Origin of the sequence: Sphaerisporangium sp. B11E5, from assembly GCF_039871875.1 — a bacterium.
GTDB lineage: Bacteria > Actinomycetota > Actinomycetes > Streptosporangiales > Streptosporangiaceae > Sphaerisporangium.
This window is the reverse complement of record NZ_JBDPMD010000078.1, coordinates 1-26,539: the sequence shown is the minus strand read 5'-3', so window position 1 is coordinate 26,539 and position 26,539 is coordinate 1. Positions and strand designations below refer to the sequence as shown.

At 71.6% G+C, this 26,539-nt stretch carries 22 protein-coding genes; 15 read left to right on the top strand and 7 right to left on the bottom strand.

Going from position 1 to position 26,539, the window contains the following annotated elements; translation table 11 throughout:
• Positions 1-693 (bottom strand): alpha/beta hydrolase (locus tag ABGB17_RS37440; RefSeq protein ID WP_347638872.1); only part of this gene is annotated, 693 nt, incomplete at its 3' end.
• A 237-nt stretch (positions 694-930) separates the two neighbouring features.
• Entirely contained in the window at positions 931-1,248 is a 318-nt protein-coding gene (locus ABGB17_RS37435; RefSeq protein WP_347638870.1) for an antibiotic biosynthesis monooxygenase, read from the bottom strand.
• A gap of 257 nt (positions 1,249-1,505) precedes the next feature.
• On the opposite strand from ABGB17_RS37435, the gene ABGB17_RS37430 reads away from it, so the two are divergent.
• Both ABGB17_RS37430 and ABGB17_RS37425 read left to right on the top strand, forming a co-directional pair.
• Positions 1,506-2,507 carry a methyltransferase gene (locus ABGB17_RS37430; protein WP_347638868.1) on the top strand — a complete coding sequence of 334 codons (1,002 nt, stop codon included), beginning with the start codon at positions 1,506-1,508 and terminating at the stop codon, positions 2,505-2,507.
• A 28-nt stretch (positions 2,508-2,535) separates the two neighbouring features.
• Positions 2,536-3,792, top strand: a complete 1,257-nt coding sequence (locus ABGB17_RS37425) for a cytochrome P450 (RefSeq protein WP_347638866.1) — start codon at positions 2,536-2,538, stop codon at positions 3,790-3,792.
• 72 nt (positions 3,793-3,864) lie between these two features.
• On the opposite strand, the gene ABGB17_RS37420 is transcribed toward ABGB17_RS37425, so the two are convergent.
• Both ABGB17_RS37420 and ABGB17_RS37415 read right to left on the bottom strand, forming a co-directional pair.
• Positions 3,865-5,094 carry a kynureninase gene (locus ABGB17_RS37420; RefSeq protein WP_347638864.1) on the bottom strand — a complete coding sequence of 410 codons (1,230 nt, stop codon included), beginning with the start codon at positions 5,092-5,094 and terminating at the stop codon, positions 3,865-3,867.
• Positions 5,091-5,885, bottom strand: a complete 795-nt coding sequence (locus tag ABGB17_RS37415) for a tryptophan 2,3-dioxygenase family protein (protein ID WP_347638862.1) — start codon at positions 5,883-5,885, stop codon at positions 5,091-5,093. Before ABGB17_RS37415 ends, ABGB17_RS37420 begins: the two co-directional genes overlap by 4 nt.
• Before the next feature lie 229 nt (positions 5,886-6,114).
• On the opposite strand from ABGB17_RS37415, the gene ABGB17_RS37410 reads away from it, so the two are divergent.
• Positions 6,115-7,794 carry a benzoate-CoA ligase family protein gene (locus ABGB17_RS37410; RefSeq protein WP_347638860.1) on the top strand — a complete coding sequence of 560 codons (1,680 nt, stop codon included), beginning with the start codon at positions 6,115-6,117 and terminating at the stop codon, positions 7,792-7,794.
• A 168-nt stretch (positions 7,795-7,962) separates the two neighbouring features.
• Complete coding sequence (locus ABGB17_RS37405; RefSeq protein ID WP_347638858.1) at positions 7,963-9,237, top strand: acyltransferase; 1,275 nt, start codon at positions 7,963-7,965, stop codon at positions 9,235-9,237.
• A gap of 55 nt (positions 9,238-9,292) precedes the next feature.
• Here the strand turns inward: ABGB17_RS37405 and ABGB17_RS37400 are convergent, their stop codons facing one another.
• Positions 9,293-10,675 (bottom strand): FAD-binding protein, encoded by a 1,383-nt coding sequence (locus tag ABGB17_RS37400; protein WP_347638856.1) that lies wholly within the window; start codon positions 10,673-10,675, stop codon positions 9,293-9,295.
• Positions 10,676-10,911: 236 nt separating this feature from the next.
• Between ABGB17_RS37400 and ABGB17_RS37395 the strand changes: the two genes are divergently transcribed.
• From ABGB17_RS37395 to ABGB17_RS37385, 3 genes are read left to right on the top strand one after another with little or no spacing between them, the layout of a single operon-like run.
• Positions 10,912-11,748 carry a methyltransferase domain-containing protein gene (locus ABGB17_RS37395; protein ID WP_347638854.1) on the top strand — a complete coding sequence of 279 codons (837 nt, stop codon included), beginning with the start codon at positions 10,912-10,914 and terminating at the stop codon, positions 11,746-11,748.
• A gap of 37 nt (positions 11,749-11,785) precedes the next feature.
• On the top strand, positions 11,786-13,318 hold the full coding sequence (locus ABGB17_RS37390; RefSeq protein WP_347638852.1) for a class I SAM-dependent methyltransferase: 1,533 nt from the start codon (positions 11,786-11,788) through the stop codon (positions 13,316-13,318).
• A 9-nt stretch (positions 13,319-13,327) separates the two neighbouring features.
• Positions 13,328-14,164: a methyltransferase domain-containing protein gene (locus ABGB17_RS37385; protein WP_347638850.1), complete on the top strand. Its 837-nt coding sequence runs from the start codon at positions 13,328-13,330 to the stop codon at positions 14,162-14,164.
• A 66-nt stretch (positions 14,165-14,230) separates the two neighbouring features.
• Here ABGB17_RS37385 and ABGB17_RS37380 read toward each other — a convergent pair whose 3' ends face one another.
• The gene (locus ABGB17_RS37380; RefSeq protein WP_347638848.1) at positions 14,231-15,661 is read right to left on the bottom strand and encodes an extracellular solute-binding protein; all 1,431 of its coding nucleotides are present in this window, start codon (positions 15,659-15,661) and stop codon (positions 14,231-14,233) included.
• 352 nt (positions 15,662-16,013) lie between these two features.
• Here ABGB17_RS37380 and ABGB17_RS37375 point away from each other — a divergent pair, with 352 nt between their 5' ends.
• The 5 genes from ABGB17_RS37375 (at position 16,014) to ABGB17_RS37355 (ending at position 22,335) form a co-directional block, all read left to right on the top strand.
• Positions 16,014-17,261 (top strand): acyl-CoA dehydrogenase family protein, encoded by a 1,248-nt coding sequence (locus ABGB17_RS37375; protein ID WP_347638846.1) that lies wholly within the window; start codon positions 16,014-16,016, stop codon positions 17,259-17,261.
• 95 nt (positions 17,262-17,356) lie between these two features.
• A complete protein-coding gene (locus tag ABGB17_RS37370; protein ID WP_347638844.1) occupies positions 17,357-18,922 on the top strand; it encodes an amino acid adenylation domain-containing protein in 1,566 nt (521 codons plus the stop codon).
• A 6-nt stretch (positions 18,923-18,928) separates the two neighbouring features.
• Entirely contained in the window at positions 18,929-20,533 is a 1,605-nt protein-coding gene (gene cmdF, locus ABGB17_RS37365) for a tyrosine 2,3-aminomutase (protein ID WP_347638842.1), read from the top strand.
• 147 nt (positions 20,534-20,680) lie between these two features.
• A complete protein-coding gene (locus ABGB17_RS37360; RefSeq protein ID WP_347638839.1) occupies positions 20,681-22,057 on the top strand; it encodes a condensation domain-containing protein in 1,377 nt (458 codons plus the stop codon).
• Positions 22,058-22,071: 14 nt separating this feature from the next.
• Entirely contained in the window at positions 22,072-22,335 is a 264-nt protein-coding gene (locus tag ABGB17_RS37355; RefSeq protein WP_347638837.1) for a phosphopantetheine-binding protein, read from the top strand.
• A 180-nt stretch (positions 22,336-22,515) separates the two neighbouring features.
• Here ABGB17_RS37355 and ABGB17_RS37350 read toward each other — a convergent pair whose 3' ends face one another.
• On the bottom strand, positions 22,516-24,114 hold the full coding sequence (locus tag ABGB17_RS37350) for a 4-hydroxyphenylacetate 3-hydroxylase N-terminal domain-containing protein (protein ID WP_347638835.1): 1,599 nt from the start codon (positions 24,112-24,114) through the stop codon (positions 22,516-22,518).
• A gap of 288 nt (positions 24,115-24,402) precedes the next feature.
• On the opposite strand from ABGB17_RS37350, the gene ABGB17_RS37345 reads away from it, so the two are divergent.
• The 3 genes from ABGB17_RS37345 to ABGB17_RS37335 form a co-directional block, all read left to right on the top strand.
• A complete protein-coding gene (locus ABGB17_RS37345; protein WP_347638833.1) occupies positions 24,403-25,584 on the top strand; it encodes an acyl-CoA dehydrogenase family protein in 1,182 nt (393 codons plus the stop codon).
• Between the two features lie 105 nt (positions 25,585-25,689).
• Positions 25,690-26,112 carry an SgcJ/EcaC family oxidoreductase gene (locus ABGB17_RS37340; protein ID WP_347638831.1) on the top strand — a complete coding sequence of 141 codons (423 nt, stop codon included), beginning with the start codon at positions 25,690-25,692 and terminating at the stop codon, positions 26,110-26,112.
• A 171-nt stretch (positions 26,113-26,283) separates the two neighbouring features.
• Positions 26,284-26,539: hypothetical protein (locus ABGB17_RS37335; RefSeq protein ID WP_347638829.1), on the top strand; the 256-nt coding region annotated here is incomplete at its 3' end.

Here is a 26,539-nt window from a genome sequence, read left to right as displayed (position 1 = left end):
GGCGGTGGGGGTGGGGGGGTGGCCGAGGACGGCGTGCCAGCCGAACTCGTTCATCTCGCGGGTCCAGACGCTCTGGTCGCCGGAGTACTGGTGGCTGGAGATGGTGATGTTGCGGTGGTCGAGCATGGGGCAGATCAGGAGTTGGGCGGCGAGGGTGGGGGTGCCGCGGTCGCGGGCCATCAAGGCCGTTCCGGCGGCGAGGCCGCCGCCGGCGCTGATGCCGGCGACGACGACGCGGGCGGGGTCGACGCCGAGTTCGCCGGCGTGCTCGGCGGTCCAGAGCAGGCCGTGGTAGCAGTCCTCGACCAGGGTGGTGCCGGTGGACTCGGGGGCCAGCCGGTAGTCCACGGTGACGACGACGGCGCCGGTCAGCTCGGACCACTCCAGGGGCAGGTCGATGTTGGAGAACCGGTCTCCCATGACCATTCCGCCGCCGTGGATCCAGTAGACGCACGGCGCCGGCGCCGTGGCCCCGGCGGGGCTGAAGATCGACAGGGGGATCGGCGTGCCGTCCGGGGCGGGGACGGTGACCTCCCGGCGGGTGATCGCGCGGCCCTGGAGAAGGGCGTCGATCGGCGGTGCGGGAAGCTGCCGGACTTGCGCGAGCACCTCGGGGGTGAGCGGTGGGAAGGCCGGCAGGTCGGCGAGGAGCGTGCGCAGTTCGGGGTCGATGCCGGGACGGGCCGTTGTCATGGGGCTGCCTTTCTTACAGGTCCGGTGGTGCCGGTGGGTACGGGTCCTGCGGTGCCGGTGGTACGGATCCGGTGGTGCCGGTGGGTACGGGTCCGGTGGTGCCGGTGGGTACGGGTCCGGTGGTGCCGGTGGGTACGGGTCCGGTGGTGCCGGTGGGTGCGGGTCCGGTCGTCACGGGCCGGAGGGGTCGAGGCCGGTGGGTTCGCGGGGTGGGAGGCTCGCGGGTGGTGGAGGTCTTCAGAGGGTGGCCTTGCCGTGGAGCGGCACGTAGTCGGTGTACTCGGCGTCCTTGGCCAGCATCGGGGCGAACCGGGCCACGAGAGCCTGGGCCGCTTCGCCGGCGAAGAGCCGGTGGTGGGCCTCCTCGGTGGTCCAGCCCTCGGTGATGTGGACGACGTCGGGGTCGGACGCGGAACGGCTGACCAGGTACACGAGGCAGTCCTCGCTCGCGCCGGGGTTGCCGGGGCGCAGGCCGGTCAGCAGGAGTGCGACGAGTTCGTCGCCCTTGCCGGGTTTGGCGGTCAGAGTGGACTGGAAGCCGTAGGTGGCGGTCATGGTCACTGTCTCCATCGTTGGCGGCGGTGTTCGCCGATGACCCCATTTCACCAGTCTGACCTGCGTAAACGGTAGAAAGATGCTCTTGGCGCCTTGCCTGATCCTCCCGAGTCCGGGAGGTACGGCGCGGGAGCGGCCGTTCTAGATCACACGCCGCACTCTCGGAGGTGCGGTGCGCTACGGGGCCGCCAGAGCATTGACGTGCGCCCGGTGCCGAGGCGCGTGTCTCGGTGGGCGGGGCGGTGAAGGAGGGCGTCGTGGGCGGGAACGGGAACGGGGCCGGGTTGTGGGCGATGGCTCACCTCGGGACACCGATGGCGTTGCGGGTCGCGGCCACCTTGCGGATCGCCGACCACATCGCGGGCGGGACGCGGACGGCGGTGGCGATGGCGCCGCTGGTCAAGGCGGATCCCGACGCGCTGGAGCGGCTGCTGCGCTACCTCGCGGCGCGGGGGGTGTTCAGCAGGGGCCCAGGCGGGACGTACGAGCTGACCCCCAAGGGGGAACTGCTGCGGGACGACCACCCGGACGGGATGCGCGCCGAGATCGACATCGAGGGCTGGACCGGGCGGGCCGAGCTTTCGTTCGTGCACCTGCTGCACAGCATCAGGACGGGCGAGGCGGCGTACCCGCTGACGTTCGGGCGGTCGTTCTGGGAGGACATGACGGCCGAGCCGGGGCTGGCGGCGGCGTTCGACGCCAGTATGGCGGCCGACATGCCGGTGCGGGCACCCGCGATCGCGGGGGCGCTCGACTGGGGGCGGCTCGGGCACGTCGTGGACGTCGGCGGCGGGGACGGGTCCCTGGTGATCGAGCTGCTCACCAAGCACCCGGAGCTCCGGGGGACCGTGGTCGACCAGCCCGAGACGGCCGAGGCCGCGCGCAAGGCGCTGGCGGCGGCGGGCCTCGCGGACCGGGGGGACGCGGTGCCGGGCAGCTTCTTCGACACGTTGCCGGCGGGCGCGGGGGGATACGTGCTCTCGCTGATTCTGCACAACTGGAACGACCACGCGGCCGGCGCGATCCTGCGCCGCTGCGCCGAGGCGGCGGGCACCGACGGCTCGGTGTTCGTCGTGGAGAACGTCGGGCCGGACGGCGAGTCGCCGCACACCGGCATGGACCTGCGGATGCTCGCCTACTACGGCGGCAAGGAGCGCGGCGTGAGCGACCTGGCCGGCCTCGGCGCGTCCTGCGGGTTGTCGGTGACGGCCGTGCATCCGGCGGGCGTGTTGTCCGTCGTCGAGATGTCGGCCCGATAAGCACAGGGGCGGGAGAGGAGACGCCGCGATGGCGGAGCAGGTGCTGGAGAAGGAACGGCCGTTCCGGTTGAGCGGCCCGGCGGCGGTGATCGCGGCCATGGTGTCCCCCGAGGGACGCCGGGACCCCTACCCGCTGTACGAGGAACTGCGGGCGTTCGGGAACCTTGTGCACGTCAAGCCGGGCCTGGTCGTCGCCGTCGGGTACGCCGAGTGCACCCGCGTGCTGCGCGAGCCGCGGCTGCTGGTGCAGGACGACAAGAACTACGACCTCATCTACCCCAACTGGCGGTCGCACTCGTCACTGCGCGGCTTCACCAACTCCATGCTGTACACCAACCCGCCCGACCACGGCCGGATGCGCCGCCTGGTGACGAGCGCCCTCACCCCGCGCCAGGTGGCCTCGATGCGGCCGACCGTGGAGCGCATGAGCGGGCGGCTGCTCGACCGGCTGGCCGACCTCGGCGCGGACGGCTCCCCGGTGGACCTCATGGGCGAGTTCGCGTTCCGGCTCCCCGTCGCGGTGATCAGCGAGCTGCTCGGCGTGCCGGAGGACAAGCAGGTCTGGTTCCGCGAGGTCGCCGCCGAGGTCATGATCGCCCTGGAGGGCCTGACCAACGTGGACGAGCTGTCGCGGGCCGACCGCGCGATGGACGACCTGTCGGAGTACCTCAACGAGCTGATCGAGCGCCGCAGCCGGCGCCCCGAGGACGACCTGCTGACCCGCCTGGTGCAGGCCCGCGACGACGACGGCGACCGGCTCACCCACGACGAGCTGATGGGCAACCTGATGCTCCTGCTCAACGCGGGCTTCGACACCACGACCCACCTGATCGGCCACGGCGTGCTCCAGGCGCTGGAGCGGCCGGACTTCGCCGAGCGGCTCAAGAACGAGCCCGGTTTCTCGGTCGGCTACGTCGAGGAGACCCTGCGGTTCGAGCCCCCGGTGCAGGCCACCAGCCGGTGGGCGGCCACCGAGGTCGAGGTGATGGGCCTGCGCGTCCCCGCCGACACCAAGATCGTCGCCATCATGGGTGCCGGGAACCGCGACCCGCGCCGCTTCCCCGACCCCCACACGTTCGACCCCGACCGCAAGGACGTCCAGCCGCTCAGTTTCGCCGCCGGCATGCACTACTGCGTCGGCGCCCCCCTGGCCCGCATGGAGGCGCAGATCGCCCTCCCCATGCTCCTGCGCCGCTTCCCCGCCCTGGCGGTGGCCGGCACCCCGAGCTACCGCGACCGCTGGCTGGTCCGCGGACACGACTGGGTGCCGGTGGTCATCAGGTAGTTCCCCAGGTGTTCCCACGAGCCCGGCCCGCCGGGGCGTGTCCCCCCACGCGCCCCGCCGGGCCGTCCCATGTCAGGCGCTCCACGGCAGGGTGGCCGGGCGGCCGGTGAGTTCGGCGGCGAGGGCGGCCATCGCGGTTTCGAGCTGGTCGTCCGAGAGGTAGGGGGCCGGGCCGAGGCGCAGGTACGGGCCGCGGTGGTCGGTGCGGACGCCGCGGGCGGCGAGGGCGGACTTCAGGTGGGCGGCGTGGGGGGTGCGCAGGGCGAGGAAGCCGCCGAAGTCCTCGGGGGAGCCGTCGCGGTCGCGGTCGATCACGTGCGGCGGCGCGCCGATCGCGTCGAAGATCCGGGTCAGCAGGGACATCTGGTGCAGCGAGACCCGCCGCAGGTACTCGGGGGTCAGGCCCTGGTCGTCGAAGAAGTCGAGCACGCGGGCGGCGCGGTAGTGGCTGGTGGGGTCGTACGTCGCGCCGGCGAAGCGGGCCGCGCCCGTGGGGTAGCCGACGCGGGTGCCGTCCTCGGTGCCGGTCAGGGCGCCGAACCCGGCGAACCAGCCGGTGACGACGGGCCGGAACGTGTCGGCGTGCTCGGGCAGGCGCAGGTAGCAGTTGCCCTCGCCGAGCTGCAGGTACTTGTAGCCGCCGCCGACGACCCACGCCGACTCGATGCCCTCGGTGGTGAACGGGACGACGCCGGCCGCGTGGTAGGCGTCCACGAGCAGCTCGGCGCCGCGGCGCCAGCACACCTCGGCCAGGTCGGCAAGGCCCGGGACGATGCGCGCGGTCTCGTACAGCACCGCCGACACCAGGACGGCGGCGGTGCGGTCGTCCACCGCGGCCGCGGCGCGTTCGGCGAACGTGGCGACGGGCGCCGCGGGGACGCGGACGATCTCCACGCCTTCCTCGGCGAGGCGGCCGAGCTGCCGCCGCAACGTGTGGAACTCGCCGTCGGAGGTCACCAGGCGGGGCCGGCCGCGCAGGTCGAGCGCGGAGAGGAACCGCACCACCAGGTCGTGGGTGCTCGCGCCGAGCGCGATCTCGCCGTAGGGGTCGCCGAGGAAGCGGCGGAACCCCTCGCGCACCCGGTCGGCCTTCTTGAACGCGAGCTCCCACTTGTCGTCCAGCTCGAGCGCCGCGTCCCGCAGCGCGTCCACCTGCCCGCTGAGCGCGACGTCCGGCCACGCCTGGTGGGAGTGGCCGGTGAGCATGAGCCGCTCGGTCACCCCGAACATCGAGTAGTGCGGGGCGAGGCGGGCCGCGGGGGCGATCACCGCCCCCGCGTCCCGCACGGCCGGGGCGCTCACAGCTGCCCCCGCACGGCCCACAGGTCGGGGAACATCGGCGCGAACAGCGTGCCGCGCAGGTACGAGGCGCCGGTGGAGCCGCCGGTGCCGGACCGCTCGCCGATGATGCGCTCCACCATCTTGACGTGCCGGTACCGCCACTCCTGCATGCCCTCGTCCAGGTCGATCAGCCGCTCGCAGATGTGCGACGCGCCGCTGTCGTCCCGGTACACCTGCCGCAGCACCTCCTGCACCGCCGGCGACGGCTCGGGCGGCTGGGTGACGTCGCGCTTCAGCACCTCGTGCGGCACGGCGTAGCCGCGGATGAACAGGTAGGTGAGCAGCGAGTCGAACAACGAGGGACGGTTCGTCGCGCTCTCCAGCCGGGCCCGCTCGGCGCTGCCCTTGGGGTAGTGGGTGACGACCCGGCGGTCCCGCCGCCCGAGCACCGCCTCGATCTCGCGGAACTGCGCGGACTGGAAGCCGCTGCCGGTGCCGAGGCTGTCGCGGAAGGCGATGAACTGCTTCGGGGTCATCGTCTCCATGATGTCCATCTGCGACACGGCCATCTTGAAGATCTTCAGGGACCGCTGCAGGGTGTGCAGGGCGTGCGCGGTGCTGCCCTCGGTCAGGTCCTGCTGCAGCTTGCGGAACTCGTGCAGCAACTGCTTGAACCACAGCTCGTAGACCTGGTGCACCACGATGAACAACATCTCGTCGTGCTTGCCCGAGCGCGGCCGCTGCGCGACCAGCACCTCGTCCAGCGAAAGGTACGACGAGTACGACAACACGGGCGAGCGCTCGAGTATCACGGCCGCACCGCCTCGGCGCCGCAGGTGACGACGGGGCGCGATCCCCGGGAGGGGACCAGGCGCGGGTCGCTGGGCTTCTGCATTTCTCCACCCCTTTATCTGGGCTTTCTCAGTTCCTCGCTGAGATCAATGCTGGAAGCCACGGGGCGGCCGGGCCATATGGGCGCGCGGCAGCTAGTTGCGTGCGGGCGGCAACTTCCTGTCAGCGCGGGACACCGCATTTTCCGAGATGCGCGGAAAGGGGCGCCGCACCGACGATGTCGGGGTGGTGGGGGTCGCGCGCACGCGCGAGGGCGCCGGACGCGCCGCCCGCACCCGAGAGCACAGCAAGGTCAGCCCGCGGCGGGCCGGACCGCCGCGGGTCCCGCAGCCGCGCACTGGAGGGCCGATGCGCTACGAGGACGTGCCACACGAGTTCAACATCGCCTCCCACTTCGTGGACCGCAATGATCCCGGCCGCACCGCGCTGATCACCCCGGCCGGCCGCACCACGTACGGCGAGCTGGCCGCCCGGGCGAACCAGGTGGGCAACGCCCTGCTGGAGATAGGGGTGCGGCGGGGCGACCGGGTGCTGATCGCGCTGGCCGACGGGGTGGACTTCGTCGCCACGTGGTACGGCGCGCAGAAGATCGGCGCGGTCACCGCCGAGGTGTACACCTTCCTTCAGCCCAAGGACTACCGGTACTACGTGGACTACATCGAGCCCGCGGTCGTGGTGGCCGACGCGGCGACCCTGGACCGGCTGCGCGCCGCGGGTGTGCGCGGCCTGCTGGTGACCGGGGTGGCGCCGCGGGACCTCGGGGAGGGCGAGCGGCACTTCGAGACGCTGGTCGACGCCCAGCCGGCCGAGCTGGAGGCCGCCCCCACCACCAGGGACGACGTGGCGATCTTCAAGTTCACCACCGGCAGCACCGGCGCGCCCAAGGCGTGCGTGCTGGCCGCCAGGGCGCCACGCCTCAGCTTCGAGTGGTTCGCCCGCGGTGTGCTGGACATGCGGCCGGACGACATCGTGCTGCCGGTACCCAAGCTGTTCTTCGGGTACGCCCGCGACCTGACCGCCCTGTTCCCGTTCGGCGTCGGCGCCGCGGGCATCGCGTTCCCCGAGCGCAGCACCGCCGACAAGATCTTCGAGCTGATCGCCGAGCACCGCCCGACCGTGCTGGTCAACGTGCCGACCATGATGAGCGCCATGGTCTCCCACCCCGAGGCCGCCGCGCAGGACCTGAGCTGCCTGCGGGTGTGCCTGTCGGCGGGGGAGGCCCTGCCGCCGGAGCTGCACCGCGCGTGGATCGAGACGTTCGGCGTCGAGGTCATCGACTGCATCGGCTCCTCGGAGGTCTACCACGGCTACCTGTCGAACCGGCCGGGCCACGCCCGGCAGGGCAGCCTCGGCCAGGCGGTGCCCGGGTACCGCGCCCGGGTGGTCGACAAGGACGGGAACACCGTGCCGGACGGCGAGGTCGGCGTGCTGGAGATCGTCGGCGAGACCTGCGCGCTGGAGTACTGGCGCTCGCCGGAGAAGTCGGCGCAGACCTTCCCCGCCCCGCACACCGTGCGCTCGGGCGACCTGTTCAGCAGGGACGCCGACGGGTTCTTCTACTACAAGGGCCGCGCCGACGACCTGCTGAAGGTCAGCGGCGTGTGGGTGGCCCCCTCGGAGATCGAGAACTGCCTGCGTGCCCATGCGGCCGTGGCCGACTGCGCCGTGGTCGGCTACCAGGTGGACGGCCTGACCCTGCCCCGCGCGTGGGTGGTGGCGCGGCGCCCGGTCACCGCGGCCGAGCTGAAGGACCACGTGCGCGCCACGCTCGCGCCGCACAAGTACCCGCGCGACGTGCGCTTCGTGGACGACCTGCCCGAGACCGCGAACGGGAAGCTGGACCGCCGGGCCCTGCGCGACGCGGTCTGAATCTTTCGTCCCACCCCGGCGGAAAAGATATTCAGCATTTCTGAAGATGCTCCACCCCGAGGCCGAGCGCGACGATGTCGTCGCGAGCCGGAAATACGGCATGCGAAATGAAGCCGAGCAGGGGAACCGGCCCCTGAGGGGAGGAACACTATGGTGGCGACGACTCGCTTGAGCGACGCGGAGATCGGCAGTAATAAACGCATTCCCAAACTCGAAGGAGTCCGCGGCGTCCTCGCGGTGGGAGTGCTGGTCTTCCACGTCGCGTGGCAGTCCGGTGTCACGAATTTCATGGACCAGCCCGGCAACGGGATCTGGGGCCACCTGGCGGACGGCCTGACGGTCATGCTGCCGCCGTTCTTCGTGTTGTCGGGGTTGTTCCTCTACCGCCCGTTCGCCCGCGCCGTCATCACCGGCACCCGCGGCCCGGCGGTCGGGGACTTCCTGTTCCGGCGGGGGCTGCGGATCCTGCCGGCGTACTGGCTGGTGGTCGTGGTCGCCCTGCTGGCCGTCAACCTGCAGGGCATCAACAGCGCCTGGGACGTCATCCGCCCGGTGCTCGCGCTGCACTTCTTCATCCCGGTGGACCAGCCGGGGATCGCCCTCCAGCACACCTGGACGGTGCCGACCGAGCTGACGTTCTACCTGGCCCTGCCGTTGCTGGCCTGGCTTGCCGTCAAGTTCGCCGGGAAGGCGGCGGACGCCGCGGTGCGGGCCCGCCGCGCGATCATCCCCGCGGTGATCCTGCTGGCCATCGGCCTGGCGTGGGTGGCTTACACCAACAACCCGAGCTTCACCGGCCCGTACGAGCTGTGGTTCTGGCCGTTCTACTACGTCAGCGCGTTCGCCTGCGGCATGTGGCTCGCCGTGGTGACCGCCAAGGCGGAGGTGACGGGGATCTCCTCGGGCATCCTGCGCTCGGCCGGCCGGCACCCCAACCTGTTCTGGCTGGGTGCCCTGGTCGTCTACCTGGTCAACATCCCGAAGCCGTTCGGCGTGCCGGGCTCGGGCACCGTCGGCGGCATGGTCCAGGAGCTGGTGGGGCACTGCCTGATCCTGGTGTTCGCCATGCTGTTCATCATCCCGCTCGCCGTGCCGGAGGCCCGGTCCCGGCTGATGGACGTCACGCTGGCCAACGCCCCGATGCGCTACCTCGGCCGCATCTCCTACGGCATCTACCTGTGGCACGTCCCGTTCCAGAACTTCTTCGTGGAGAACGGAAACGTGTTCGGCAAGCCGCCGGTCATCGACGCCATGCTCCGCGGCAGCGCGAGCTTCTGGCCGCTGGTGACGTTCGTCCTCGTCGGCAGCGTCGTGGCCGCGACGCTGAGCTACTACCTGCTGGAGCAGCCCCTGGTGCGCGCGTGGAACAAGCGCTCCGCCCGGCGCCGCGCGGCTGTCACCGCGTCCGCCGCGGCCGAGCCGAAGGTGCCCGCGGGCACCTGACCCCCGCATGTGAAAGGCCCCGGCCGCCCGGCCGGGGCCTTTCCCGCGTGGCCGCTCAGTGCGGCGCGGTGGCGTTCGGGGTGATGTCGCCGCGGAACAGGCCCGCCGGGTCGACCCGCTCGCGCACCTGGTCCACCGCGGTCACCTGGGCGGCGTCCAGGTGGCGCTGCGGCTGGCCGATCTCCTCCACGAAGGACGGCACGGTGCGGCCGGTGTCCCAGGGGGCCAGCGCGGCGCGCACCTTCGCGCAGTGGGCACGGATCTCCTCGACGGTCATCGGCGGGATCGGCATGCCGGCGCCCGAGTACGCGTACGCGGCGTCCAGGTGGCTGAGGGCGCCGCCCGAGGGGGACGGCTCGGCGATCGCGCCGCCGAGCTGGCGCAGCCCGGCGACCAGCAGCGGGGACCCCGAGTCCTCGCCGAGCATCCGCAGGAAGACCTCCGCGCCCTCGTCGCCGAGTTCCCCGAGCAGCATGTGGTCGCCCGCGATGGGCAGCGGGTCACCCGGCTCCATGTGCGCCTCCAGCACGCCGGCGAGGGTGGTGGTCGCCCAGCCGTCCATCACCGGCTCGGCGATCGACCGCAGCGGCCCGAGCAGCTCCGCGGCGTGCGCCTCGGCGGCGGACGCGTCGTCGCCCGTGCTGAGCACGGCGCCGTCCACGCACACCACCGGCCGCCCGGCGAGCACCGGCGGCACCTCGGGCACCGGCGGCAGGTTCATGATCCGCAGCGACGTCGAGGCCTCCGGCGGCGCGTCCGGGGCCCACGCCAGCCACGTCGCGAGCAGCCGCCCGGCGTGCTCGGCCGTCCAGTACGCCGCCCCGGTGACCACCTTGGCGACGGGGAACAGGTCGATCTCGACCGCGGTGACGACGCCGAAGCCGCCGCCCCCGCCGCGCACGGCCCAGAACAGCTCCGGGTCGGACTCCGCGTCCACCCGGCGGTGCTCGCCGTCCGCCGTGACCAGCTCCACGGCCCGCACGCTGTTGACGGCGAGCCCGGTGGCCCGGCCGTAGAAGCTGAGGCCCCCGCGCAGCAGGTACCCGACGACACCCACCGTGGGGGACGAGCCGTGCGGCCCGGTCAGCCCGTACGGCGCCGCGGCCTCCACCACCGCGCCCCAGCGTGTACCGGCGGGCACCCGGGCCACCCGGCGGGCGGCGTCGATCTCGACTCCGCCGTCCATCAGGGTGCGGATGAGCAGGGCGTCGTGCATGGGGCGGGCTGTCGCCGAGGCGTGCCCGGTGGTGTGCACCCGCACCCCGAGGCCCGCGGCCGCCGCGTACGCGAGGGCCGACCTGACCTCCTCGACGGTGCGCACGGTGACCGCCGCGGCCGGGGTGGCCGGGGCGATGAGGTTGAAGACCTGGGCCGCGGCCTCGAAGGCCGGCTCGCCCGGGAGAGCGATGCTCGCGTCCCGCTCGCTGATCGTGGTCATGGGCGGCGTGCCTTCCCGATCTGGTTTCCGGACATGGTCCAGCCGAGCGTCCCCCCGGCGTCCGGCCCGGCGCATCTCCCGGTGTGCGCAGGTGAGCCGCGTATAGGGGGTGGACTCGGCACTCTCGGAGATGTGGGGAGCGGGGCCGAGGACCACCATTGAACAGGCAGATCACTCCGCGTTCCGTGCCTCCCGCCCGGAGGCCGCGAGGCCGCTCGACGGAAGGCGACGCATCCATGGGGAACGAATCCGGCGCCGCCGGCGCGGCCGTCATCGGTGAGCACTACGACGAACGTTCCCCCATCGGGGACGAGCTGCGCGACGGCCAGATCCACATGTGGTACTGGTACGACGACGAGGACGACGCCCCGCTCACCGAGGCCGTGCACCGCGTCAGCCGCAAGGTCGCCGACACACTCGGCCTGCGGCCGGGGGAGCACGTCCTGGACGCCGGGTGCGGGCCGGGCGCCACCGCGATCTACCTGGCCAGGACGTTCGGCGTGCGGGTCACCGGCGTCAACGTGAGCGGCTTCGAGATCGACAAGGCCCGGCAGCGGGCCGCCGCCGCCGGCCTCACCGGCCAGGTGGGCTTCGAGTACGGCGACTACGCCGCGCTGACCCACCCCGACGGCACCTTCGACGCCGTGCTGGCCCTGGAGTCGCTGCAGAACGCCGCCGACCTCGGCCAGGTGCTCGGTGAGCTGTTCCGGGTGCTGCGCCCCGGCGGCAGGCTCACGTTCTCCGACTTCAGCCTGGAGTCGGACGCCGAGCCGCACCGCATCGCGAAGTTCATGGAGACCCTCAAACTTCCCGTCCTGCCGACGCTGCCGGAGTGGCTCGACCACCTGCGCGCCGTGGGCTTCGACATCGAGGAGTACACCCAGTGCGGCCCCCGGGTGTTCGGCAGGAAAGCCAAGTACCTGCGGGTCGCGATGTCCGGCCGGGACGCCGTGGCCGCCAAGTTCGGCGACGAGGCCGTCAGCGAGTTCTCCCGGCTGCACTCGGGGTTCTTCGCCCCGCGCAGGGACCAGATCGGCTACGTGATCGTCTCCGCCAGGAAGCCTCACCGCTGAGGGACGGCCATCCAATGCTCCAGAAAGGACGCTGCACATGAGTGTTTCCACGGTTGACCCGGCGGTGGCTGGCGTCGTCGACGCGTTCACCGGCGCGAGCGCCGGCCGTCTCGGCGAGGAGTTCCACCACCTGGTGGACGCCCTGTGGGACGACGGGGAACTGACGACCCTCGCCGCGCCCGCCGTGCCCCTCGTCGTGGAGCGCCTCGCCGAGGTGGACGACGAGCGCAAGGGCTACCTGGCCGTGCTGCTCGGCATGCTCATCGAGGCCGAGTACCCCGAGCCCGGCCCGGTGACCACCGCCGCGCGGGCCGGCCTGGACCTGTACCTCGACCTGTGGCGGCGCGCGGCCAACGGCGGCGCCCTGTCGGTGACGCTGGCCTACCTGGTCGCGCACTTCCCCGCCGACCGTGAGCGTGTGCTGGCCGTCGCCGCCGAGCGTGGCCTCACCGCCGACGACTGGACCCGCCTGGAGCGCGGCCTGCAGGAGCTCGACCCCGCGCGTCCCGTCATCGGGCGGGTGTTCCCGTCCCCGGCGGTCTGGGCCCTGATGGACAACGACGAGCAGGCCTTCGACCAGAGCTGGATCAGCGCGCTCAGCGCCGAGCAGATCGCCGCCAACTGGCAGAAGGACACCCGCACCGTGTGGGGCCACGCCGGCGCCAAGGCGTACTGGGCGGCGGGCAACGGCACCCCGGCCCCGGTCGTCACCGGCTCGGTGCCGCCCCGCGACCAGGTGCCCACCCCGCCGGAGTCGCCCAACGACATCTTCGCCCCGCACGTGACGGCGCTGCGGTGCCCGAACTGCCAGGGCGGCCTGGAGGTCGCCGGCGGCGGCGTGCGCTGCGTGAGCTGCGCCGTCGAGTACCCCGCGGGCAAGGGCATCCTCAACCTGTCCGAGGGCGCGCAGAACAACCCCGGCGACTTCCTCTACAAGCTGGCCGAGCTGCCGAGCATGGGCCTGTTCTACGAGGCGTACGCCCGGCCCAACTTCCTGCGCATCGCGGGCGGCAACTGGGGTGGCCAGGTCACCCCCGAGGACGAGCGCCGCTACATCACCGAGCACGTCACGCCGGTGGACGGCCCGGTGCTCGACCTCGCCTGCGGGGCCGGCCGGTGGACCGAGATGCTGGTGGAGGCCGTCGGCGCCGAGCGCGTCATCGCCTACGACGCCTACGTCCCCATGCTCACCGCGCTGCGCACCCGGCTGCCGCAGCTCCCCGCCGTCATGGCGGGCGCCCGGGTGCTGCCGTTCCACGACGAGTCCCTCGGCGCCGTGATGTGCTGGAACGCCCTGCAGGCCTTCCCCGCCGACACCCCCGCGGCCATCGCCGAGGTGGGCCGGTGCCTCAAGCCCGGCGGCACCTTCACCCTGATGACCTTCAGCATGGCGTCCGACCCGATCGCCCGCTACTTCCAGGCCTCGCACTACTTCCCCGGCCACCAGGAAGGCATGCGGCTGTTCGAGCCGGCCGACATCAAGCGGTGGCTGGCCGACGCCGGGCTGACCGTGCGCCACGAGGCCACCCCGGGCACCTTCATCTTCATCACCGCGGAGAAGCCACTCTAGGAGCACCGCATGACCACAGACCAAGCCGCCCCGACCTCGGCCGAGACCGCCGAGTTCTACGACACCATCAGCCTCGTGCTCATCGAGGTGTGGGACGAGAACTTCCACCAGGGCTACTGGCACGACGAGAACGACGAGAGCTCCAACCGGGTGGCCGCCGAGCGGATGACCGACCTGCTCATCTCCAAGTCGGGCCTGGAGAACGGCGGCCGCATGCTGGACGTCGGCTGCGGCATCGGCCTGTCCGCGTTCCAGCTCGCCGAGGCCACCCCCGCCGAGATCGTCGGCGTCTCCAACCTCCAGCCGCAGATCGACGAGGCCAACCGGCGCGCCGCCGCCAAGGGCCTCGCGGACCGCGTGCGGTTCGAGTACAACGACGACGTACTGAACCTCGGCTACCCCGACGACTCCTTCGACGTCGTCTGGGTGTTCGACGCGCTGCTGCACATGCCCCGCCTGGAGACCCTGCGCGAGCTGCGCCGCGTGCTGCGGCCCGGCGGCCGCGTCGTCTGGACCGACAAGCTGAAGAACGCCGAGATGGACCCCGAGGACGAGCGGGCCGTCCGCGAGTTCCTGCGGGACATGGCCGCGGGGCCGCTGCTGGACGAGGGCGAGTACCGCGCGCTGGTGGCGGACTCGGGGCTGGAGCTGGTGGAGCTGCTCGACATCAGCGAGCACACCGCCAAGTCGTCCGTGCGCACCATCGAGGGCGTCAACTCCAAGTGGGACGACCTCGTGGCCCGGTACGGCACCGACATCATCCCCATGCTGGAGATCCTCCGCACGCCGGTGGGCCTCATCAAGGAGTTCGGCTACCTCGTCGCGGTGGCACGCAAGACGGCCTGACCGTTCGGCGACGCGAAAAGGCGGCCCCGGGATCCGATCCCGGGGCCGCCTTCCCCGTCTCGCGGGTCAGCCCCTCAGCTTCACGACCTTCTCCAGGTCGGCGGCCGAGTAGTCGCGGCCGGCCGCCGCGGCGGCGAAGTGCTCCACACGCAGGCTCGCCGGGCTGGTCGGGCCGCCGTCCAGGCGGTCGGCGTGGTAGGCGTCCAGCAGGCGCTGCGCCTCGGCCGTGGCCTCGATGAACCGCGTCACCGGGTCGGCGCCGTTCAGCACGTCACCCATGGCGCGGGTCATCACGTCCTGGTTGCCGGCGAAGTCGCCGATCAGCGCGCCCTCGGAGATCGGCACCTCGCCGGTGGCCCGCACCGAGCGGATCGCCCCCTCGGGGTAGGCGTTGACGTGCTCGCTGGCCACCCGGTGGTAGGGGTGCTGGTCGAACCAGCCCTCCTCCTCCAGCAGCGCGAACGAGGAGTGGGTGAGCGGCATGAAGCTGTTGGCCTTGTGCCGCTCCGCGGCGACCCGCGGGCTGTGCAGCCACATCAGGAACGCCAGCGCGCCCTCCTGCGTGGCCTCGTCCAGGTGGTTCGCCATCCAGATGGCGGTGCCCGCGACCGCGTTGCCGACGTACGGGATGTCGTCGGGGTAGGGGAAGATGCCGACCTCGATGTCGAAGCCGTTCGCCTTGGCCGCCTGCACCATGTAGTTCACGTCGTTGGACGAGGTGATGCGGATCGCCGCGCTCTGGTCGGCGAACGCCTTGAACGTGCCCGCCCAGTCGGGGATGCCGCCGGTCCACAGGTAGTGGCCCTTGGCGTGCAGGCCGCGCCACCACTCCACCCACGTCAGCATCTCGTTGGTGGCGAGGTCCACGGTCGTCGCGGGCCCGGTGCGGCCGTTGTGGTTGTCCACCAGCAGGCCGCCCTGGATGGCCAGGGCCTGCTGGAAGAACGTGCCGTGGTCGGACCACGTGATCGGGTACGCCGGGCCGTCCTTCATGGCGGCGAGGACGTCGCAGACCTCCTCGACCTCGCGCCACGTGCGCGGCAGCGCGTCGATGCCGGCGCGGCGCAGGATGTCCTTGTTGGCGTACAGGAGGCTGGTCGTGCCGACCGACGGCATGCACGCGAGGTCGCCGTCGTAGGTGTAGTAGTCGCGCAGCGGCTTGATGACGTCGGCCAGCACGACCGGCTCGCCGAGCACCTCGGTGCGGCCGGCGAGGGCCTTCTCGACGGAGGTGAACATCGGGCTGCCGTCCGGGGCCAGCGAGTCGCGGGCCGCCTGGCCGGCGTAGAAGTAGTACTCGGCCAGCGCGGGCATGCGCCCGGCGGCGGAGGCCTCGGCGACCTTCAGCGGGAACGTCCAGAAGTCCTGGCCGGACACGCGGACCTCGTACTCGGGATGGCGCCGCTCGAAGTCCGCGGCCTGCTGGTACCAGCGGTCCATCCATCCGGGGAAGGTGAGGTCCGGCACCCAGACGTCGATGACGGTTCTGCTCTTCACTCGATCTCCTCCTGCTCGCCAGGCATGGCGTCTCGGGTCGCACGTAAGGGGAGCGGCACGGCGGGTCCCGCGGTCGGCGGGCGCGGCGGGGCCGATCGGCGGGCTCGCGGAAGTCGTCGGCCGGACGGCGGGGCACGGTTCACGTCGAATGATTCCGGGCGGGACGGGGGCGCCGCATCTTTGGGGTTGCGGTATCGGGAGGTCGCCGGGGTCCCGCCACCCGGGCACGCGCCGGCGGGCCCGGTCACACCGCACTCAGGGAGATGCGTGCCGCCGGGGACGGGTGTGACGCTGACCCCATGGCCGGACGTGGCGGAGAGCCGGACCATCTACGGACAAAGGACCTGCGGCAATGGCTGTTATCACCGATGTTCGCGAACAGGATGTCGTCCTGCCGCCCGAGCCCGGACTCACGCCGGAGGAGGTCGTGGCGCGGGCGGCGGCGCTGATCCCGCTCCTGGTCGAGGAGCAGGCCGGCACCGAGGCGCGCACGTACTACTCCGAGGACGTGCACGAGCGGTTCGCCCGGGCCGGGTTCTACCGGATCCTGGTGCCCCGGCGGTACGGCGGCTACGAGTTCGGGGTCGACACCTTCATGCGCGTGGCGATGACGCTCACCCGGGGCTGCCCGTCCACCGGCTGGATGTACACCCTCGGCGCCGCGCACGCGCTGGCGGCGGCCACCCTGTTCGGCGAGCGGGCGCAGGACGAGATCTTCGCCGGTGGTGACTTCATCAGCCCCGCCACGGTGATGCCCTCCGGCACCGCCGAGCGCGTCGAAGGGGGATGGCGGATCAGCGGCACCTGGGCCTACTGCTCGGGCGCGCCGTACGCCACCCACTTCATGGGGCACACGCTGGTGCCGTACGCCGACGGTGAGCCGCCGATGCCGATGTTCTTCATCGTGCCGCGCGCGGACTGGCGGCGGCTGGACGACTGGGGCGGCCAGCTCGGGCTCAAGGGCAGCGGGTCGCACAGCATCGTGATCGACGACGCGTTCGTGCCCGACCACCGCACCATCGCCTCGCACATCAGCGGGGTCTCCGTCACCGAGGGCACGCCGGGTCTGCGGTTGCACGGCAATCCGCAGTACGGCGGCGGGCCGCTGAGCTTCATGATCCTGGAGAGCGCGGTGCTGGCCGTCGGGATGGCGCAGGGCATGCTCGACGCCTACGAGGAGCTGATGGTGTCGCGGACGACGTCGTTCCCGCCGATCACCGGGCGGGCGGAGAACCCCGACTTCCAGTTCTGGTACGGCGAGGCCACCGCCAAGATCGACACCGCGGAGGGCGCCATTCTCAACGCCCTGCGCGAGTGGACCGAGACGTGCGCCAAGGGCTCGGAGCTGTTCACCCGGGAGCAGGAGCTGCGCATCGCCACCATCGGGCGGGAAGCCGTCCGGCTGAGCTGGGACGCCGTGCAGCGGTACCTGTTCCCCACCGCCGGGTCAAGCGCCGTACGCAACGGCGAGCGGGTCGAGCGCATCTGGCGGGACATGTCCACCCTGCACAGCCACGCCGGCATCGCCGTCTACCTGTCCACCATGGCGAACCGCGAGCGCGCGATGGCCCGCTTCGGCATCGAGGACCCGCACCACTAGAGCGCCTCCCCGCCGGCGCACTCCACTCGATGGCGCGTGGCCGCCCCACGCGACCTCTCTCTCGCCGTGGACGCCGCGAGGTGAAGGGAACACGAGTGACTGAGCCTTCTGATCCGCCCGAGCCGCACATCCGCCCGGTACCCGACCTGGTTCTCGGCATCGCCGCCCGGCACCCCGACGTCGTCGCGCTGTCCTGGCCGGGGGAGGAGCTCACCTACCGTGAGCTCGTCTCCCGGGCCTCCTCCGTCGCCGCCGCCCTCCCCGCCGGCCGGCCGGTCGCCGTCCGCATGTCCTCCGGCCCCCGCCAGGTCGTCGCCTGCCTGGCCGTCCTCATGGCCCGCGCCCGCCTGGTCTGCCTCGGCGCCGGCGACATCGGCGAACGTGGCCGCGCCGTCCTCACGGACATACGCCCCACCGTGGTCGTCGTGGACGGCGAGCAGCCCGAGGACGGCCTGCTCCGCTGGTACCGGGAAGAACTGGCCGGCCACATCCTCGACGTGACCTCCCTGCCGGCCGGCGCCGTGCCCGCCGCGCCTGGGAGCGCAGCGGGGTGGGCCTACGTCACGTACACCTCCGGGTCCACCGGGAGGCCGAAGGGGATTCCGCAGACGCATGCGACGCTGGCGCAGTTCGTCACCTGGTTCGCGGCCGAGTTCGGGATCGGGCCCGGGGCGCGGGTGGCGCAGTGGGCGGCGCCGGGGTACGACGCGGGGCTGGTCGAGGCGTTCTCCGCGCTGGTGGCGGGGGGGACGGTCTGTCCGGTGCCGGATCGGCTGCGGGCCAATCCGGAGAAGCTGGCGGACTGGCTGGTGGCGGAGCGGGTGACGCACTTCCAGACGGTGCCGAGTTTCGCGCGGCAGCTCGCGGGGGTGATGCGGCGGGCGCCGGCGCTCGGGCATCTGCTGCTGGCGGGTGAGCCTCTGCCGGGTGAGCTGGTGGAGCGGCTGCGGGACGTGGTGCCGGGGGTGCGGCTGGTCAATCTTTACGGGCCCACCGAGTCGATCCTCGCGACCTGGCACGAGGTCGGCGGGCCGCAGGACGGCACGGTGCCGATCGGGCGGGCGATCCCGGGGCGGCGGGTGGTGGTGCTCGACGAGCACGACCGGCCGTGCCCGCCCGGGGTCACCGGGCAGATCGTCATCGAGAGCCCGTACGTCACCCCGGGCTACGTCGGCACGGCCGGGGACGATCCCGCGTTCCGGCCGATCCGGGGCGCGGACCCGGGCGGCACGCGGTGCTACCGCACCGGCGACCGGGGACGCCTGCGGGCCGACGGCACGCTGGAGTTCGGCGGGCGCGAGGACTTCCAGGTCAAGTTCAACGGCGTCCGCATGGAGCTCACCGACATCGAGGCGGCGCTCGCCGCCGACGCGTCGGTGACCGAGTGCGCGGTGGTCCCGGTGGCCGACGCGCAGGGCCTGGTGGCGCGCCTGGTGGCCTACGTCGTCCCGGCCGAGGCGGACGGGACGCCCGCGACGTGGCGCGCCGCGCTGCGCCGCCGGTTCGGCAAGGCGACCCCGCCGGTGACGTTCCGGACCCTCGACCGGCTCCCGCGCACGGTCGGCGGCAAGGTCGACCGCCGCGGGCTCCCCGGCCCTGAAGCGGGGCGACACGAAACCCACGTCAACAACGCTGCGGCAAACGCACTGATTATGGGGTGAGACAACGTGACTCTGGTCGAGACCGAACTGTCTGTTGATTTCGATGGTGAGAGCCTGGACATCGCCGGTGTGCGGCGGGTCGCCGAGGAGTGGGCGCCGTGCGCGGTGTCCCCGTCGGCGCTGGCCAGGGCCGCCGACAGCAGGCGCATGTTCGAGGACACCATCCGCGACGGTGTGCCCGTCTACGGCGTGACCACCGGCTACGGCGAGATGATCTACATGCTGGTGGACCTGTCCAAGGAGGTGGAACTCCAGACCAACCTGGTGCGCAGCCACAGCGCCGGCGTGGGCCCGGTGTTCGCCGAGGACGAGGCCAGGGCGATCCTCGCCGCCCGGCTGAACGCCCTCGCCAAGGGCTACTCGGCGGTGCGCCCCGAGCTCCTTGAGCGCCTCGCGCTGTACCTGAACCTCGGCATCACCCCGGCCATCCCGGAGATCGGCTCCCTCGGCGCGAGCGGCGACCTGTCGACGCTGGCGCACATCGCGGTGACCGTCATCGGCGAGGGCTACGTGCTGCGCGACGGCAAGCGGGTCGAGACCGGCCCGGTGCTGCGCCACCACGGCATCGAGCCGCTGGAGCTGCGCTTCAAGGAGGGCCTGTCGCTCATCAACGGCACCTCCGGCATGACCGGCCTCGGCGCCCTCGTCGTCGGCCGGGCCCTCACCCAGGTGCGGCAGGCCGAGATGGTGACCGCCCTGGTCGTGGAGACGATGCGCGGCTCCAAGAGCCCGTTCCTCGCCGAGGGCCACGACATCGCCCGCCCGCACCAGGGCCAGATCGACACCGCCTGGAACATGCGGGCCCTGATGAACGGCACCGCCCTGGCGCTGGAGCACGCCGACCTGCGCCGCCAGGCCGCCGAGCAGCACTCCGGGGACGGCGTGTCCCGCACCGAGGTGTACATGCAGAAGGCGTACACCCTGCGGGCCATCCCGCAGGTGGTCGGCGCGGTCCGCGACACCCTGTACCACGCCACCGAGAAGCTGCACATCGAGCTGAACTCCTCCAACGACAACCCGCTGTTCTTCGAGGGCCAGGAGGTGTTCCACGGCGCGAACTTCCACGGCCAGCCGGTCGCGTTCGCCATGGACTACGTCACCATCGCCCTCACCCAGCTCGGGGTGTTCTCCGAGCGGCGCACCAACCGGCTGCTCAACCGCCACCTCAGCGACGGCCTGCCCGAGTTCCTCGTCGCCGGCGACCCCGGCCTGAACAGCGGCTTCGCCCCCGCGCAGTACCCGGCCACCGCGCTGGTCGCCGAGAACCGGACCATCGGCCCGGCCAGCATCCAGAGCGTGCCGTCCAACGGCGACAACCAGGACGTCGTCAGCATGGGTCTCATCGCGGCGCGCAACGCCCGCCGGGTGCTCGGCAACAACAACCGCATCCTGGCGGTGGAGTTCCTCGCCGCCGCCCAGGCGGTGGACCTGTCCGGCCGCTACGGCGGTCTCAGCCCCGCCGGCAAGGCGACCTACGACATGGTGCGGTCGCTGGTGCCGACCCTGGACGTGGACCGCTACCTGTCCGACGACATCGAGCTGATCGCCGCCGCGCTGTCGCGGGGCGACTTCCTCCAGGCCGCCGCGAGCGCCGGCGTCGAACTGCGCTGAGCCGCCCTTTCCGGGACCGGGGAAAGTCATTTCCAAACCCGGTCCCGGAAATCCGGCATTCTCGGAGAATTCTATTTCCCCGGGGGCCGGTAAATTCGATATGACAGCGCGTGACCTCGGCAGAGGTCAGGGGTCAGGGGTAATGAGATGAGCATTTCAGAGGCGACCAGCCCGATACTGGCGGATGTCACGGAACGGGTTCCGCTCTCCTTCAACCAGGAATTCCTCGTCATGTTCTCCTCCGGTGAGGAGGAGGGCCCGTTCGGCCCGCAGTACAACATCGTGTGCGGCTGGCGCGTCGGCGGGCTGGTCGACACCGCGGTGCTGCGGGACGCGCTCGGCGACCTGGTCGTGCGGCACGAGGCGCTGCGCACGTCCATCGTCAACGACCCCACCGGCCGCTACCAGCAGATCTTCCCGCCGGGTTCCCCCGAGCTGACCGTGCGCGACCTGCGCGGGGTCGCGCCGGCCGACCGCGACCAGGCGGCGGGCGAGCTGGTCAACGAGGCCGAGGCCGGGTCGTACAGCATCAGGGACCTGCCGCTGCTGCGCGCCGTCTTCGGGCGGTTCGACGCGAGCGACGGCGTGCTGGTGCTCATCGCGCACCACACCGCCGTGGACGAGTGGTCGATGCGGCTGCTGATGCGCGACCTCGCCGCCCTGTACGCCATGCGGCGCGGCCACCCGGTGGAGCTGCCCGACGCGCGGCAGTACCAGGAGTACGCCCGCTGGCAGTTGACGAGCGCCGCCGAGGCGCCCGGCACCCGTGCCCGGCAGTACTGGCGCGAGAAGCTGCGCGGCGCGTGCATCACGGCCACCACCACCGACCACCGCCGGTCGGAGCACCTGCCGAAGACGACCTCCTGGCACCGCTTCGCGATCCCGGCCGAGTCGACCTCGGCGATCCTGAAGTTGTCCCGGGAGACCCGGAGCTCGCCGTTCATGATCCTTTTCGCGGCGTACAGCGTGCTGCTGCACCGGATGACCGGGTCCACCGACATCGTGGTGCCGACGTTCAGCTCCGGCCGCGCGCAGGCGCGCTTCCACAACACCGTCGGGTCGTTCTTCAACTTCATGCCGCTGCGCACCGACATCGAGGGGTGCGAGACGTTCCGCCAGGTGGTGGAGCGGGCCCGGGTCACCTGCATGGAGGCCTACTCGCACGACATCCCGTTCGCGCACGTCCTCGAAGAGGCGCCCACGCTGATGAGCCCCCTCGTCGAGGACGACAAGGCGGTCTGCGCGTTCCAGGTGTTCCGCTCCCCGGTGCCGGGCGACCACGAGGTGGTCGGCGACCTGGAGTACTCGGAGATCCCGCGGCGGCTCGACCAGCCGATCGGCGGGGACGTCCCCGACGGGGCGCTCTGGCAGATGGAGATCGACTCCTCCGGGGAGATCGTGGCGACGCTGGGGTTCAACAGCAACCTCTTCGCCGAGCGCACCTTCACCGGCATGGCGGCGGAGTTCCGCCGGATCCTCGACGAGGCGGTCGCCACCCCTGACGCCCCACTGCAGCGGATCTAGGCAAAGGAGACCTGATGAGCGACGGCAACGACCTCCCCGAGATCAGACGGAAGGTCACCAAGATCTGGACGGACGTGCTGGCCGTGGTGCCCGGCGAGGAGAACGCCACGTTCTTCGAGCTGAACGGCGAGTCCATCGCGGCCACGAGGATCGCGTCCCGGGTGGACGAGGAGTTCGGGGTGTGGATCGAGGTCGCTGACATCTTCGAGGACGACCCCACCCTGGAGGACTTCATCGCCACCGTCAGCTCCCGCGTGGCGAGCGCCTCAGCGGCCTGAGCACCCGCTCCCGGCGAGCCCCTGGCAACGGCGCCAGGGGCTTTCCGCTGTCCGTCCGCCGGGCCCCGTACGGGGCTTTCCACTGTCCGCCCGCCGTGTCTCAGTTCTCGCCGGGCACGGGGCCGGGCATGACGAAGGCCACCCGGCTGCCGCTCCGGGTGGCCTCGGTCTTCGGGAGGCTCAGATGTTCAGGCTCCCGTGGTCGAACCGCAGGTCGGCGAACGAGCTGAGGTCGGGGGCCGTCCAGCCGTCCAGGTCGTACTCGGACATGCACTCGGCGACGAACGCCTTGTACTGGTCCACCTGGCCGTTGGCGAGCTGCGCGTTGAGCAGCTCCACCCGGGTGTTCTCGTGGTTGCCGGCGTAGTTGCGCTCGTACAGCTCGTGCCGGCCGCCGAACTCGGTGCCCACGGCGTCCCACAGCAGCTTCATGAGCTTGATGCGCTCCACGGCCTCGGTGCCGTCCGAGCCGCGCACGTACTTGTCGAGGTACGGGCGGATGTCGGGGTTGGCGAAGTCCGCGGCGCTGGAGTTGATGTAGATCAGCCCGCTGGCGATGTCCTGCTGGATGATCTCCTTGATCCGCGGGTAGCCGATCTGCATGAACCAGCGGTACGCCATGCCGTACGCCGGGTTCGGCAGCAGCGCGCCGTCCTTCCAGTGCACCGGGTTGCGCGCCGCCGCGTCGGAGAACGCCCAGAACAGGTTGCGCCAGGCCAGCACCTCGCCGATGCGGGTCTGCACGCCGCGGAAGTCCTTGGTGCCGGTCATCTCGGTGGCCCGGATCAGCAGCCCCGCGAGGAACTCCAGCTTCACCGCGAGCCGCGTGCAGCCGTGGAAGGTGAACCGCTCGAAGAAGCCCGAACGGCCGGTGAACAGCAGCGCCTTGCCGAGGTGGCCGTAGACGAAGACGTTCTCCCAGGGGATCAGCACCTTGTCCAGCACGAGGATGGTGTCGTTCTCGTCCAGCCGCGAGGACAGCGGGTAGTCGAACGGCGTGCCCATCACCGCGGCGGTGGTGGTGTACGACGGCCGGCAGATCAGCTTCATGCCCGGCGCGCCCATCGGCACCGTGGCGACCAGCGCGAACTTCTTGTCCTTGATCGGCAGGCCGTAGTGCGCGATGAAGTTGTAGTGGGTGAGCGCCGACCCGGTGGCCACCACCTTGGCGCCGCTCACCACCAGACCGGCGTCGGTCTCCTTCTCGACGTGGATGAACACGTCGGCCACCTCGTCCGGCGGCCGGTTGCGGTCCACCGGCGGGTGCACGATCGCGTGGTTCCAGTACAGGACCTTCTCCTGCGACTCCTTGTACCAGCGGCGCGCGTTGTCGTCGAACGGCTCGTAGAAGTCGGCGTTGGCGCCGAGCGTGCCGAGGAAGGACGCCTTGTAGTCGGGGCTGCGGCCCATCCAGCCGTAGCTCATGCGCGACCAGGCCGCGATGGCCTGCTGGTCGGCGACGAGGTCCTCCACGCTGTGCGGCGTGGTGAAGAAGCGGTGGGTGTACCCGTCGCTGCCGGTGTCGGTCGGCTTGGTGAGGATCGGCTGCTTCTCCGGGTCGTGCAGCGCGTCGTACAGGCGGGCGGTCATCCGCACCGGGTTGTGGAACGCCGGGTGCGCGGTGACGTCCTTGACCCGCTCGCCGTGGAGGAAGATCTCCCGGCCGTCGCGCAAGGTCTCGATGTACTCGTCTCCGGTCAGCGGGCGCGTCTTCGGCCGGTCCGCGGGGACGGCCGGGGCCTGCTCCTCCGTCAACGGAACTGCATCGTCTACTCGCACCTCAACTCCTCGAATCGGTAGTGGTCGAGCGATGCGTCCGGTGCGGACGGGCTCGAAGGAAAGTCCGCGATGTCGTAAATCGTCACATCGGGCGTGCGTGACGGCATCTCTCAGGTTGCGGGCCTGCGACGGCTTCGCACTTCAGAAGATGCGCCGGTGAGAGCCCGGTGGGACCTTCGGAAGGGTGGGCGGAGGCGGTTTCGCCGTCGCGCCCGCGACCCGTCCCACCGGCCGTCCGGCGCTCGCCGGCTCCACGGTCTCCGGACTGTCACCCCATAGGAGGAAATGGTGCTGACGACCGACGTTCCCACCCGGGACCAGCTTGTCGGCCGGGCGTCCGAACTCGTCCCGCTTCTGCGCGAGAACGCGGCGTGGTCGGAGGAGAACCGGCGCATCCACCAGGACTCGATCGACGCGCTCGCCGACGCCGGCATCTTCAAGCTGCGCACCCCCGCCCGCTACGGCGGCTACGAGGCCGACACCCGCACGCTCGTCGAGGTGGCCGCCGAGCTCGGCCGCGGCGACGCCTCCACCGCGTGGGTCGCGTCGGTGTACTGGATCCCCACCTTCATGGCCTGCCTGTTCCCCGACGAGGTGCAGGACGAGGTCTTCTCCACCCCTGACGTGCGGATCTGCGGCACCCTCAGCCCGTCCGCGATGGCCACCCCCGTGGACGGCGGCATCGTGGTGAACGGCAAGTGGGGCTTCATCAGCGGCGCACACCACGCCCACTGGCAGGAGATCATCGCCGTCCTGGTGCCGCCGGAGGGCGAGCCCATGCCCGTCATGGCGCTGGTGCCGATCTCCGAGCTGCAGATCATCGACGACTGGCACACCTCCGGCCTCAAGGGCACCGGCAGCGTCAGCACCGCCGCCCAGAACCTGTTCGTGCCGTCCGCGAGGGTCATCCCGCTGCCGGCCATCCTCATGGGCCAGTACGCGTCGAAGATCAACGCCAACAGCCCCATCTACCGGGCCCCCCTGCTCCCGGTCGCCTCGGCCTCGTCCGTCGGCACCGTCGTCGGCCTGGCCCGCGCCGCCAAGGACGCCTTCTTCGAGCGCCTCCCGGACCGCAAGATCACCTACACCGGCTACGGCAGCCAGGCCGAGGCCCCCCTGACCCACCTCCAGGTGGCCGAGGCCGCCGCCAAGCTCGACCAGGCCGAGTTCCACGCCCTGCGCCTCGCCACCACCGTCGACACCAAGGCCGTCGACGGCTCGGAGTGGACCCTGGAGCAGCGCGTCAAGGCCCGCGCCGACATGGGCCAGGTCGTCAAGCTCGCCAAGGAGTCGGTCGAGATCCTCGCCGGCGCGAGCGGCGGCTCGTCCATCTACAGCAACGTGCCGATCCAGCGCATCGCCCGCGACATCCAGGCCGTCAACCTGCACGCCCTGATGCACCCCGACACCAACGCCGAACTGTACGGCCGCGTCCTGTGCGGCCTGGCCCCCGACACCCTCTACATCTGAGTGCCCCTGAGCACTCCCACGCACAACCGCATCGACGCTCTCACCCCCATCCGAGCGCGCCGACGCACACCTGAGCGTCTCCCCCCACGCAGAAGGGCTAGCGCCATGACCACCACCGCTCCCGCCGGTCCCGTCACCGACGCCGACAAGGCCGCCGTCGCCACCGTCCCCGGCCGCGTCGTCGCCGCCTGGGCCGCCCAGGACGCCACCGCCTTCGCCGGAGTCTTCACCCCCGACGGCACCATGATCCTCCCCGGCTTCTACCGCAAGGGCACCGCCGACATCGAAGGCTTCATGTCCTTCGCCTTCCAGGGCCCCTACAAGGACACCCGCGTCACCGGCACCCCCATCGACCTCCGCTTCCTCACCCCCGACACCGCCGTGGTCATCACCGAGGGCGGCGTCATCCCCGCCGGCGAGACCGAACTCCCCGCCGACCGCAAGATCCGCGCCACCTGGGTCGTCACCAAGCACGACGGCGAGTGGAAACTCGCCGCCTACCAGAACAGCCCCCGCGACGCCGCCTGACCAGGCCATCCGATTTCGGGCACCAGGGGCGGCTCGCCCCCCGGCAGGCCCGGTGCGGATCTCGCGGGTGCCCACATCACCGGCCCCCGAGCCGCACCGGGCCCGCACGCGTGCCGGAACGCATTCACCAAAGGACCGCGAGGTCCGCAGGTCCGTCGCGAGGAGTGACCGATGTCGCCCACACCCGAAATCTTCCGGCCCCCAGCCGGCGCGGCTCCGTCACCCGCCCCCCAGGTAACCGAACTCCTAGGCGGCCTACTCCACCTCGCCTACGCCGAACGCCCCACCCACGGCATCGTCACCGTAGCCACCGGCTTCACCCCCGAATCAGCCCAAACCCGCGCCGAACTCCGCGCCTCCGCCCTCCACTCCCTCTACACCCTCACCACACACCCCCCAACCACCCCCCCACCCCCTCGTCCACCCG